Consider the following 13,476-nt stretch of genomic DNA (forward strand, 5'->3'; position numbering starts at 1 on the left):
ATGAAATAAGAGCTTCAGTTGCTATGAAAACAACACTGACCCCTGCTGAAAAAAATAAAACAAGTGGCAGTAGCAGCAACGTTTTTTTAAGAAAAGCACCATATAAGTCCTTCTTTATCTTATCTATTACCTGTAGCGACTCAGAAGCCGATGAACCAACAGCACTACCTACTAGCCCCGGAATCGGACTGTGCTTAGGCGTAACGAGTAGGTAACTGCTAGGGAAAGAGGGCTGCTCTACATGTTAGCACTAGTATTGGGCATCCCGAAATATCGTTGCAATATCATTAAAAAGGGGACAGATTTTTTAATGGCCCCTCACCAGCCTAAAAATAAATCTGTCTCCTTTTCCATTTGTTGAAGCTGGACCAGCGGTATTCGCTTGGATCAGCCACCATCCGTGCGCGAACGGGGTTCAGTTCGATATAGCGAGAACACGCAAGAAGATAGGTATCAGTCTGCACGACGCTCGATTTATAGCGGCTTTCCCAAAGCGTCCCAGACCGGCCTTCCAATCAGTTCCGATACCGTGTGGCTCGTGCGGCGAGCGCTTTCATCAACTGACCAAGCCCTGCTATGGCCTCACCCGGAGCCAGCAGCAGGTGAACATGGTTCGTCATCAAGCAGTAGGCGTATACCTTGACGCCAAAGGCCTCCTTCAGCTCACGCAGATCAGCCAGGTATCGCTGGTAATCTTCGTCAGCGGCAAACACAACCTGGCGGTTATGGCCTCGCTGGACGACACGGTGCGGGTAGTTCGGTAAAACAAGACGGCCCATCCTGGGCATAACGACCTCCTTCCGTAGAGACCTTCAGCTTAGCCGATCAGATGAAAAATAAATCTGTCCCCTTTTATGTACTGTCCCCTTTTAGTACTGAAAAACAGATCAGAAGGTGTAAACCCTATTCAGGACGGGACAGCCTAGAAAAATAAATCTGTCCCCTTTTTCCTTTGATTCGCCTCGATGATTGCTGAAGGTAACCCATGCGCGTTAGCGCCGTAGCTGGACCAACGATACTCAGCGGGATGCTCGACCATGCCGGCGCGTACAGGGTTCATCTGGATGTAGCGATAGCATGCAAGCGCGTAATCCTCTTCTTGCAGCAAGCAAGACCTAAAACGCCCTTCCCACAGCGTACCGCTACGGTCATAGGTTCGATTGATGTATTGTACGCACCGCTGGCCCAAGCCCTTCATCATTAGGCTGGCGCTTTCAGGTTTTGATGGGGTGACTAGCAAGTGAACATGATTGGTCATCAAGCACCAAGCATGAACAGCGCAGCCATGTTGCTCTGCCTGAAGCTTCAGGTTGTCCAGATAAAATAAATAATCTTCTTCAGCGTAGAAACAAGCGCTGCGATTATTACCGCGCTGTATCAAATGCAACGGCACACCAGGCAGCAAAAGCCTTGCTCGACGTGGCATAGGAAATCCTTTTCCCTTCCAGTAAAATGCTATTCAACCATATCAACGTCTAACAAAAACGTCGTCTGTCCCCTATTGTTACGGTTAGCCTTGAGTAGTGAAAAACGCCCGGTCTTTGATCGGGCGTTTTTGTTTTGGGGGAAAGGGACACAGACCTATTTTTCCGTGCAGGCTCTCGGCCTGCCTTGTCCTCTTCGTTCGATGCGAAGCCCGGCAATCCGCTCCACTTCGTCTACGAAGCGGCTACTGCCCGTCAGCTGGCCGCGCTGCAGGCCCTCACGGATCAGCGATAGCTCCGCTTGCGATAGGCGCCTCGAACAAATGCTCCATATCGCTCGCTCCGCTGTTGTTGGGTCCACCCTAAAGCCAAATAGCAAGGATCGGTATCTAGCCATCCGGTCGACTGCCCGAAGGTTACGCGGCTATTAAAGCTAGACCAGCGGTATTCGCTTGGGTTAGCCGCCATCCGTGCGCGGACGGGGTTCAGCTCGATATAGCGAGAACATGCGAGTAGATAGCTATCGGTTTGAACGACGCTCGATTTATAGCGACTTCCCCAAAGCGTTCCAGACCGACCTTCCAATCGATTTCGATACCGGGTGGCATTTGCGGCGAGGGCTTTCATCAACTGACCAAGCCCTGCTATGGCCTCGCCGGGAGCCAGCAGCAGGTGAACATGATTCGTCATCAAGCAATAGGCGTAGACCTTGACGCCAAAGACATCCTTCAGCTCACGCAGATCAGCCAGGTATCGCTGGTAATCTTCGTCAGCGGCAAACACAACCTGACGGTTGTGCCCACGCTGCACGACATGGTGCGGGTAATTCGGCAAAACGAGGCGGCCCATCCTGGGCATAGCGGCACTCTCCATTCCGTGGAAAGACGTCAGGTTAGAGGAGACGCGAGAAACAGGTTGTAGCGCATCTCACGAACGGGGCCGGAAAATAAATCTGTCCCCTTTTCTTATCTTCTATTAAAAATTAATAGAAAAACAGTGCTAAGTAAACTGCGAGCCCCACGATACCCATTATCGCTCTCACCAATGGTGCAGAGTTTGCAGCTACGTACCCTCCACCCCCATAAATAATATCTTTTCCACTGGCATAGTAATACACACCACGGCCAAACCAAACTTGGCCTGCTAGGACAGGCACGAATACCCTCCAGTCGCCCCAGTGTCTAACAGCGCTAATAGCGATACCACACCCAAGAAGAAGAAGGATCCAAAAACGATATTTATAAAGCAAGTTAGTCATCTGCAAAGGTTTGCCTCCCATTCGTGATGATATTGTCGCAAACCTTCATCGCGGACAGGCTATTAGTTATCCTTCCAGCTGTTTCGTCTGGCACGCCCCTAGTCATTGCATACTTTTGGAATCCCACGAATAGGGGACAGACCACGATTTCGCGTCGATAACTAGCTACATCGAACGCTTCGGACGCCCCGCCTTCCCACGCACCGCTCGACGCCCTAGAGCCTATTCGACCTCCGATGCAAACCGGGCGTTGCCCAAGGCATAGTTGCCATTGGTTGCTGACCGAATCTGATCAACCAAGCCAGGATCAAGCTGATACCTGAAGAGCTCACGGTAGGCACTAGCTCGTAGATCGGCCGTTTCACCAAGTTGGGTATAGAGCGGATTCGCCTCGATGATTGCTGAAGGTAACCCATGCGCGTTAGCGCCGGGGAATAGGGGACAGACCACGATTTCGCGTCGATAACTAGCTACATCGAACGCTTCGGATGCCCCGCCTTCCCACGCACCGCTCGACGCCCTAGAGCCTGTTCGACCTCCGATGCAAACCGGGCGTTGCCCAAGGCATAGTTGCCATTGGTTGCTGACCGAATCTGATCAGCCAAGCCAGGATCAAGCTGATACCTGAAGAGCTCACGGTAGGCACTAGCTCGTAGATCGGCCGTTTCACCAAGTTGGGTATAGAGCGGATTCGCCTCGATGATTGCTGAAGGTAACCCATGCGCGTTAGCGCCGTAGCTGGACCAACGATACTCAGCGGGATGCTCGACCATGCCGGCGCGTACAGGGTTCATCTGGATGTAGCGATAGCATGCAAGCACGTAATCCTCTTCTTGCAGCAAGCAAGACCTAAAACGCCCTTCCCACAGCGTACCGCTACGGTCATAGGTTCGATTGATGTATTGTACGCACCGCTGGCCCAAGCCCTTCATCATTAGGCTGGCGCTTTCAGGTTTTGATGGGGTGACTAGCAAGTGAACATGATTGGTCATCAAGCACCAAGCATGAACAGCGCAGCCATGTTGCTCTGCCTGAAGCTTCAGGTTGTCCAGATAAAATAAATAATCTTCTTCAGCGTAGAAACAAGCGCTGCGATTATTACCGCGCTGTATCAAATGCAACGGCACACCAGGCAGCAAAAGCCTTGCTCGACGTGGCATAGGAAATCCTTTTCCTTCAGGTTAGCTGCTATTCAACCACATCAACATCTAACAAAAACGTGGTCTGCCCCCTATTGTTTCAGTTTGAGTATGAACGCCTTCATGCTGTCTCTTAGGTCAGTGTCCGCGAAACCGGGGTCAGTTCAGATTTATTTATTCATGAACTCGCCAGCCTAGAAAGATAAATCTGCCCCCTTTTCTCTGCTTTTCCTTTCAATCCGATTGCCCGTCTACCTCTTTCCTCTCCATCTCTCAAAGACGATTTCTGCACAGTTGATAAGCGCAACCAATCCACCTATCTTTATGCCTATTTCGCCAGCCCTGACTGCCTCCTTAAAAAAATCAAATTGGTTAATCCCAAGGTAATAACAAACAGTAGCAAAGCGAGCAAAATATACCGTTGCGAAAACGCCTAAGACATACAAAATCGCTATGAATATAAGGCCTTTATATCCTTTTATTCTTTTCATTGGCGACCGCCAACAATCGGCTCCACTTTGGACTCCACTTCCTTCGAAACAACAGAGCCTAATATAGTGGCCAAAACCGACTTGGTAGTTCTAAGAGAATTTCCGCCAATGTTTTCTGCTGTGTCAGCCAATTTCGACCCCGCCGCCGTGCCTATCGCACTCCCAACCAACGAAGCCCCCACATCATCATCTTTTATTCTTCTGTATATATACTCTCCACCTACGTTTGTCATCACAGTAACCGGCAGGCTCTTCCCTTGAGTTAAACCACCAATCACAGTGGCTTTACCCACACTAATCAAATCCACATCTCCCGTTTTAACGTCATACTGGTAGTAATATTCCACACCTCCAGAAACTACTGCGCCAACTGCAACAGTACCTATTGTTACCGGAGCACTTAACACGAGCCCAGCCCCTACAGGTACTAGAACTCCTCCAGTTTTAAGAAGGTCCATGACAGGATTAGGCCCATCATACCCATCGCCTCTTGCCAGCCCCTGCAGCGTTAAACTAATTGTCTCTGGTGTCGCACCTTTTGCCTGTAAATCCTCCGCCAATGTAGTTGCGGCTTGACCAAAATGCACCATTCCTATAGGCAAACCAAATTCATTATTCTCAACCGCGTTCTTCCCGCCCTGCGCCCCCGCCACCGCATCCGCAGCACCCGAGCCGCCCACCGCGCCCGCCAGCCCACCGGCCAACGTTGCCAGTGCAGAGACTGTCTGCTTCTGCTCTTCTGTCAGCTTGGATACGTCAGTAACTTCGTACAACTGTTTGGCGATCAGATCCGTGGCCACCTCGGCGGTCAGCGCACCCAGCCCACCAGCCGCAGCTGAGTTGCCCTGAGACTGCGCGACCACGGCGCCCAGCACGGCATGGGCCATCAGCCGTGCCGCTTCGTTGTCTCCAGCCACTTGCTTGATGGTTTGAGCCAGGTATGGTGCGGCTGCGCCACCAACGGCACCGGCAACGTTGCCTCCGGCAAGGCCTTGCAGCGCTGCGGTAACGGCTTGTGCGGCGCGCTGCAGGTCGCTGCCGGTGCCGTATTCGGCCATCTTCTTCTTATAGGCGTCGCTGCCAGCGATCTCTTCGGCGCTCGGGCTAAAGTTGCCTGCCTTTGCAAACTCTTCACGCGCGGCCTTGGACGCCTCGATCTGCCCGTGCGTGCGGATGATGTCCATCGTCTGGTTGCCGATCTCGGCGATCAGCTGAACCTCACGTAGACGGCGCTGCTCCTTCTCCTTGTCGAAGATGGGGCTCAGTGCGTTGTTAGCGTGCTCGACGTCGCGGCTGAGCGTCGCCACGTCCTGCTGCTGCTCGGCCTCGTTACGGATGACCAGGGCACCCTGGGAAATGGCCGAGTGGGTCGTGCTGCTTTCGCTTTCGCTGCGGTTGGCGCCTACAAGCAAGGCGTTGGCCATGTTGCCTTTGAACTGGTCGCCGATGGAGCCACCGCTGCTGAAGCCAGCGCTTTGCTGCTGGGCGCTGAATTCGGCCTTGTTGCGGATATCAGTCCAACCCAGTGTGCCGGTTTCAAGCCGGTTGGCCTCAGGATCTGCCGTGCTGGCAATGACGCTGCCATCAAGCTGGGTGTGCCCCTGGACGTCGAGCTGATAACCGCCTTTGCCTGCGAACAGGCCGGTTTGCTCCTGCACACTGTTGAAGTCGGATTTGAGCTTGCTCTGGCTGACACTGATCGATCCGCTGCCGCTCATGGTGCCGTAGGTAAAGCTCACCCCGCCGCTGACGTCGGTCTGCTTTGAGTTGTAGCGGTCCGAGTCCTGCAGGCTTTGCAATCGAAGATCACGACCCACGTCCGCAACGATCTGGTCGCCGCTGACCTGCGCACCGCGCAACACGGTGTCCTGACCACTGACGAGGCTGACCTTGCCTCCGGCGTCGAGGGTCGTCTCGGTCCAGGTAGTGCCATTGCCTTTCTCCTGTCCGGAGCCTTTGTTGGCGTTGGCAAAGATACTTAAGCCGGCTGATCCCTCAGTGCTATAACCAAGACTGACACCCACGGCACCGCCACTGCTCTTGTTAGAGCCTTTGAGCTGCTGGGTGTTTTGGGCAGCAAGCAGCTGAACGTCGCGTGCTGCCGCAAGCCCCATATCTCCGGCGGCCTGTAACGCGCTGCCCTTGACGATGATGTCTCCGCCACCGCCTTCACCTCCGGTGGCAACGATGTTGAGATTACGGCCAGCCGTGACGTTGCTGCCCTGGCTAACACTCTGCTCATGCACCTGTTGAGAACTGGACTTTTGCGAACCGAGAGACAGGCTGACGCCGACGAATTGACCAGCGTTGGCTGCGTCAGCGCCACCACCGGCCTCAACAGCTTGCATGGCCTGGTATCCGCTTAGTCCCGCTTTGACGCCTTGCAGTGCGGCCAAGCGCCCATCATCTTCCTTGCGTGCAGACTGCGCCGTCTGGTACGCCGTGTTAACGGCGCTCCCGACGGGGCCGGACAGCGCCAAGGTGAGGCCGCTCTGTTTACTTTCGAAACGCTGCTCGCTACGGCTCTGGTTCTCTGCCGCTTCGATAGTGACGTTCTGGCCAACAAGGCGGATATCGCGACCCGCGACAATGTCTGATCCGACCACGCCGAGATCCTTGCTCGCTCGGATATCGACGTTGCCCAGCACGCTTCCAACCGTGCTTGCCCTGGACGTTTCGGTGGCATTGGTCGAGTTGCTCTTGGTGGCGGTAGAACCGAGCGTTACGCCGATACCGCCACTGCTCATCAGGCCCGACTTTTTCCTTTGCTCCAGATGCTCGCTGGTGCTGGTTTCCGTCGCGCTGACGATTCGGATGTCATTGCCCGCACGCAGCGTGGTCTGTTCGGTCGAGACGATGTCACTGCCGCGGACGGTGAGGTCGTTGCCGGCTTGCAAGACGGTGGTATTGCCGCTGATGAGGCTGCCTTGCGCCTCGGTGTAGCCGCTTGCGTCATAGGTGACTTTGGTCGAACTGGAAAGGGCTCCGCTTTTGGTCTTTTTACGGTAGCGCGACTCGAAGTGCTCGTTGTCGGTTGCATCGATGGTTAAGTCGTTGCCAGCCTGCAAGGTCAAAGCGCCGTCTTCGGAGGATACGGTTGAAGCGCTTACGCGCAAATCGTTTCTTGCAGCAAGCAACGCATCACCGCCAATAGTGATGACAGAGCCTATCTGAACGGTGTCGGAGCCTTCACTCTTGCGCCGGCTGCTTTGGTAGAGATACGCGCTTTCGCTTGCTTCGGAGCGCACCACCACATCACGCTCAGCTACAAGGGTGAGGTTTGAGCCTACATCGACCTGGCTCGCTGCAATGGTCGCATCGCGGCCTGCTGCGATGGTCAAATCGCCCTGAACAGCGACTTCACTACCATGTACGGCGGTCTGCTCGACACGACTGGCGCCCTTGCCTTTCCGCTGCAGGGAGAAGTCGGTCTCGAAAGCAGCGCCTATCTCTACATCACGCTCGGCGACCAGCCTGGCATCTCCGCCCGCCTGTAGTACACCTCCACGGTTAAGCAAATCGCGGCCAGCTGAGAGCGTCAGGTCGTGGCTTGCTTCGATACGCGCGGCGCTGTCAACGAAGTCTTCGCGGTTCTGATAGCGCGCGCCGTCAGCGGCCTGATGGGTCGTAACGCTACGTTCGTTGATGATGTCGCCGGTAAGGGCAACGGCTGACACGTCTCGCCCGGCGATGATGCCGCCGGCGGTGTTGCGGATGCTGTCGGTGGCCAGTAGCTGCAGGCGCTCACTAGCCTGCATCAGGCCTCCGTTGGAGATGTTGCCAGCCGTCACCTTGAGGTTCTGGCTGGCGCGCAGAGTGCCCTGGTTGTTGAGGGCACCGCCGCTGATCAAGGCGACATCACGGCCCTGGATCAATGCGCCCGTCGGGGCCAACCGGCCCTCGGCCTGAGCCAGATAGAGCACCGGCACCAAGACCGTCTCTCCCATGACTTCGTGCTCTTCCATCCAGACGATGTCGTGAGTCAGGGCTGCGACCTGCTCGGCTGTGAGCGAGATGCCCAAGCTGAGACCAAGCGCGTCTTTGCTCGCGATGGCATTGTCCATCAGGTGGCGGAACATCGCTTCGTCGCTGGTCAGGCCTGCGAGGTAGCGCTGACCGGTACGCGCGACAATGGCTTCGCGAATCAAACGTTGCTCGTACAGGCCATCCCCGAGTCGCTTCTGGGTGGCATCGGTGTCATAGCCAAGGTTACCGAGCAGGTAATCCGAGCTCATGAATTGCTTGAGGTCGGTGAGTGCCGGATTGGTCTCGATCAGGTACTTGTGGGCACCAGCAGGGCGGCCGGCTGACGGCAAGCCCTGAACACCGCCGATTTGCTGAGGCGACACGGTGCCGGCCGACGCACTTGCGGATGCGTTCTGACTACTTTGGTCGCTCAGGCGGAACAGGCCATGCTCGCCTTGCGGCAAGGTGAAGCCCGGCAGGGTCAACGGGTTGACCTGCTTTTGTTGCAGGTCGGGTGGCAACTGCGAATTGAGCGTTACGGTGGTGGCAATGTTCGTGCCCGGCGCCTTTGTATCAGCGACACGCTCGCCCCCGTTCACGTAGCTATAGGAAGGTCGGACAAGACTGTTGTTCAGCTGCTCACTAGCATTGATCGTGACCTTGCCAGTAGCCTGCACAATACCGTGGAAATACTGGACATTCTGTACTACAGGCTCGCTCGTGCTGTGGACGCGCTCGATGTGAGTGTTGATGAAAGTATTGAGGTCGGCATTGATATCGCCTGGACGATAGCTTGGGCTCGTATTCCAATTACGTGCGGTAAATGCTTCTGCGTCCGCAATTTGGTTCCTCACCCGACGAGCCTTAACCCGGTAGGATTTCAGTACCCGAGAAGCGGTCACTTCGCCGGTCTGAGCGCCCAAATTTGTAAAGCGAGAGGTATCGACGGTAAGGTCGCCACCGCTTGCGATCAGGCTGTAGCGGTTTTCAAGTTCATTGCTCACCAGCCGCATGCTCTTACCGGCAAGCATCTGCGCCTGTGGGCTAATATTGCTAGCCTCTGTACGCTCCAGTTCGTCAAGGCGGAACAGTGCATCCTCGTTAGTGCCGCTGCAGTCGGTACAGCCTACATGAACGAGACGCGCCGCCTGTTTGTAGGTAGTAATGTCCAGGGTCTCTCGGGCGTTTACCAAACTACGAGCCGCGATGTTCATTTCGCCACCGCTTTCCACGGTACCGGACAAGTTTCTGAAACCCTGAGCCAACGCTCCGTTATCCGTCGCCGCGAAGGCCAGTCCACCTAAGCTGTAAATATCGCCGCGCAGGTTTAGCAGGTCACTGCCACGCAGCGTCATGTCCTCGCCACTGAAGATGAGGCCGCTCTCGTTGCGCAAAGTGGCGGCGCGAATGGTTAACCCTTGCGCACCGCCCAATGTCCCGTAGTTGTTCAGCGTAGCGCTGCGCAGGCTGAAATCCCCCGCCGAAGTCAGCCTGCCATGATTACTGACAAGGCCGGTAACAGTGATGTCGGTTGCCCCTCCCCCCGTAATATGGCTGTTGCTATCCAGCGTGACATTCGCGGCTTGCAGGCTCATGTCGCCGAGGCTGCTCAGCTGGCCGTTGCCGCTGTAACCTCCGGCGAGGTCCAGATCAAGGGTGCCATCGCTGGCAATCAGGCCATGGTTGATCCAGTCGCCGCCCGATGCGCTCAGGGCGCTCGTAGCCAGAAGGCGGCCAGAAGAAGTTTGCGTGAAGGTGCCGACATTCAGGTGCAACCGGTTGGCCTGCACCAGACCGCTGTGCGTCCAGCTCGCTGCGCTGATATCCAGTAAACCGTTGGTGATCAAGCTGCCGCCAGCTTGGGTGGCGCGTGCACTGGCGATACCCAGGGTACCAGTGCCTACATGCTGCACCGTACCGCCGTCGTTGAGTAAGCCAGCAACATCGAGGCTGAGGTCGGTATTGGCTGTTTCCAACAGGCCATTACGGTTATCGAACTCACCGCTAGTCGTTGTCAGGACCGTCGTGCCACTTTGCCCAAGGCCACGAAGTTTTCCGTTGCTGTTGTCGATACTTGCCGCAAACAGTGTCAGTTGGCTTTTACTTTCAACGAGGCCGGACGTGTTGGTTAAAGCACCTGCCAGGCTGAAATCAATCAGGCTCGCACCAATCTTGCCTCCGTCGTTGTTGAGCCCGTTGGCGTCGACGATGAGTGAATCATGTGCATAGAGCCCGCCGTTGCGGTTATTCAGCGATCCAGTAGTGATCGCCGTGTCGCCTGCAAGCGCTGAAACATGGCCGGCAATGTTGGCGAGTTGCCCGCTCTCGATATCAAGCGCTTGGCCCTGGGTCGTACCCGAACTGTTATCGAATAGCCCTGCCGTCGCGATTTTCAGCCAGCCTGCAATGCTGTTGAGCAGCCCGCCCGCCGAATTATCGAGACTGGCCGCCTGGATATCGAGGTTGCCTTGATTAGCAATGAGTTTGCCGGCCTGGTTGCTCATGTCGGCTGTGGTCGTGACGAGCAGATCGGTCGCGCTCTGTAGGGTCCCGCTGTTGTTAATCAAACTCCCGGCGCTGATAATGAGCTTGTCGTTCTGACTGAATATCAACCCATCCTGGCTGTTATCCAGCGCTCCGTTGATCTTTGCGGTTAGCGTGCCTCCGGCTCCTAGCGTCCCGCCATTGCTGTTGTCGAAGCTATTAGCAAACAGGTTCAGTAGGCCTTCGCTGAAGAGCCGGCCGTTTTGGTTGACAATCTTGTCGGCGGTCAAAACCAGCGGGCCAGCGCTGGTGATTTGTCCTTCGTTACTATTGAGCAGCGCTCCGGTCAGTCCGAGCGTCAACGCACCCGCACTGCTCACTTGACCCGCCGAGTTATCGAGCGAAGTGCCCTTGAGCAAGAGGCTAGTGCCACTGCTGATCTGGCCGCCCTGGTTGCCCGCGGTTGATGCAATGATGGCCAGATCCCCCACTGCACTGATCTGTCCTGCCGCCTGGTTATCCAAATCACCAGCGAGATCAAGCTGAATCCCCCCTTCACTGGAAACGATGCCTTTATCGCTGTTGTCGAGGCTACCGGCGGTAATCTGCTGGTCGCCCTTGCTGACCAAAGCGCCCTCGCCGCGGTTATCGATTGCTCCGCTTAATGAAAGGCTCAATTTACCGTCGCGGCTAGAAAGTGTGCCGGCGGCGCTGTTGTCTAGACTGCCGCCAGTCAGCGAAACGCCCTGCCAGCCTGACATCAGACCTGCCTGGCTGTTATCGAAGTGACCCGCACTGATACCAAGCGTGCCAGCCGCTATGATGCGTCCGCCCTGGCTGTTATCGATCTGGCTGCCCGCTAGCTCGATTGTGCCCGAAGACGAAATCTCACCCGTTTGATTGCTAATCGACTTCGCATCAGCAATAACGACCGACTCTTTACCGCTGATCAGCCCTTTTCGGTTGTCTAGCATGCCGCCTTGGAGGTCCAGGCTAACCGCTGCTCCACCGATGATCCGACCACCTACCTGGGTCAGTTGGCCGAACTGGGCGTGCAGATCACCTGCTGCAGAGACCTCTCCGCCATTGCTGGAGTCAAGCTCGGCTGCGCTCAGCTGTAGCGCCCCTTCCGATACCACCAAACCATTGTCACGGTTATCCAGTTGGGTAGCCGTGAGTGCGAGCCCCTGTTTTGCACTTATTAGACCGGTGCGATTGTCCAGCGAACCAACATCCACGTTTGCCGCACCTTGGGCAGCAACGATGCCCTGCTGCTTGTTGCTCAGCGTGCCGGCGCTTATATCAAGCTGCTGACCGGCGCGTAAGTCGCCTGCGCTGTTATCGACAGTCCCGGTGACAGCTATCTGCGCGCTGGTACCGCTTTGGACCAGGCCCGCCTGGTTGTTGAGCTGGGCTGCTGTGAGCTTCATGCCTTGATCAGCCAGCAATCGTCCCTGCTGGTTATCGATCTGCCCGGCTTCGATACGGGAGTTGGCACCAGATAGCGTGCCTGAGCGGTTGTCTAGTTTTTCGGAGGCCTGGATATCAAGCGTTCGTGCGGCAATCTGGGTTCCTTTGTTGATGACCGACCGACCGGAAACAAGGAGATCGGCACTGGCATTTTGGCTGCCATCGCGGTTTAAGCCCGCCTCGATGATGCCTTCGTTAACCACGTCGGCACCGTTGAGCGAAATGCTGTTGCCTGCCGCCAGGCTTTTGCGATTTGCCAGGTCACTCTGGGACTGGATGGTGGCCGTACCAGCGGCATATACATCGCCCTTGAGCTCGATGGCCTGCGCGTCAACGTTTAGATCGTTACCCGCTGCGCTCCGCCCCATGGTCAGTTGCCCATTGGCATCAATTTGAATATCCCCCGCGCTGGCCGCCATATCCCCGGCCAGCTTCACACCTACACCCGCTTCGGTACCCACCAGACGAATCGCGCCAGCGTACATGCCACCCAGTGCGGAGCTGTCGATGGCCAGCAGCGGCTGGTCGCTGCCATCCGGCGCCTTGGCCGTTGCGGCAAGCGTAGTGGCATCGACTTCGTTACGACCAGCGATGATGTTCAGCTTGTTGGCGTGCAGCTCGGCGTTGATCTTGGCACTGCGGGTGATGAGGTCGAACTGGTCGACGTTGCTAGCGTTGAGGCCCTGACCCTCGATACCGATATGGCCGCCGTTGACGTCGAAACGGTCGAGCCGGCCGCTTTCGATGATCGGGGTGCCGGTACTCAGGGTTACGCGTGGGGTGTTGATGAAGCCGCAGCCGTCGCAACTGATGCCATGCGGGTTGGCGACCACCACATGGGCAGACTTGCCAGCCACTTCGGTGTAGCCCTGCAGCCGGCTGGCATTGCCGCCAGTCACTTCGTTAAGGATTAGCCCGGCGGCTTTGCCGTTTAGGTTGGCGTTGCCAAGGATGATGCCGCCCAGCTGGGTGTTCTGGGTACGCCCGGTGGCGTTGTTGAGGATCAGGCCCTGCTGGCCAACGTTGTAGTCTTTGAATTTGTTGTGCGATAGCCCGTTGCCGTTAGGGGTGGCGATATTGACGATTGGCACGCCGTTGCCCGCCTGCCCGACCGTGGCGCCGCTGCCCGCCGCCGCCGTCAGCTCTGCCGCAGCGCTGACGATGGGGTTGAGGAACATGACGCCGACCAGGATGGTGGCGACGTTCTGGAAGAAGGGGCTGCGTACGTCCATGTCTAAGACTCC

Annotated in this window: 3 protein-coding genes and 2 pseudogenes; all 5 read right to left on the bottom strand. The window is 56.3% G+C overall.

All coding sequences use genetic code 11. The annotated features are described in order from the left end of the window. Positions 1–359: 359 nt before the first annotated feature. Positions 360–788 (bottom strand): annotated as a pseudogene (locus JQR87_RS18575) (transposase); the annotation flags it as partial. A gap of 134 nt (positions 789–922) precedes the next feature. Further along, positions 923–1,426 carry a transposase gene (locus tag JQR87_RS18580; RefSeq protein ID WP_407294389.1) on the bottom strand — a complete coding sequence of 168 codons (504 nt, stop codon included), beginning with the start codon at positions 1,424–1,426 and terminating at the stop codon, positions 923–925. A 155-nt stretch (positions 1,427–1,581) separates the two neighbouring features. Then, positions 1,582–2,282, bottom strand: a pseudogene (locus JQR87_RS18585) (transposase). 870 nt (positions 2,283–3,152) lie between these two features. Beyond that, complete coding sequence (locus tag JQR87_RS18590; protein WP_434157922.1) at positions 3,153–3,821, bottom strand: transposase; 669 nt, start codon at positions 3,819–3,821, stop codon at positions 3,153–3,155. A gap of 487 nt (positions 3,822–4,308) precedes the next feature. Then, positions 4,309–13,464, bottom strand: coding sequence for a hemagglutinin repeat-containing protein (locus tag JQR87_RS18595; protein WP_407294386.1), 9,156 nt, complete (start codon positions 13,462–13,464; stop codon positions 4,309–4,311). Between the last annotated feature and the right edge of the window lie 12 nt (positions 13,465–13,476).

The sequence above is a fragment of the Stutzerimonas stutzeri genome (assembly GCF_051028275.1).
GTDB classification, from domain to species: Bacteria; Pseudomonadota; Gammaproteobacteria; order Pseudomonadales; family Pseudomonadaceae; genus Stutzerimonas; species Stutzerimonas stutzeri_AS.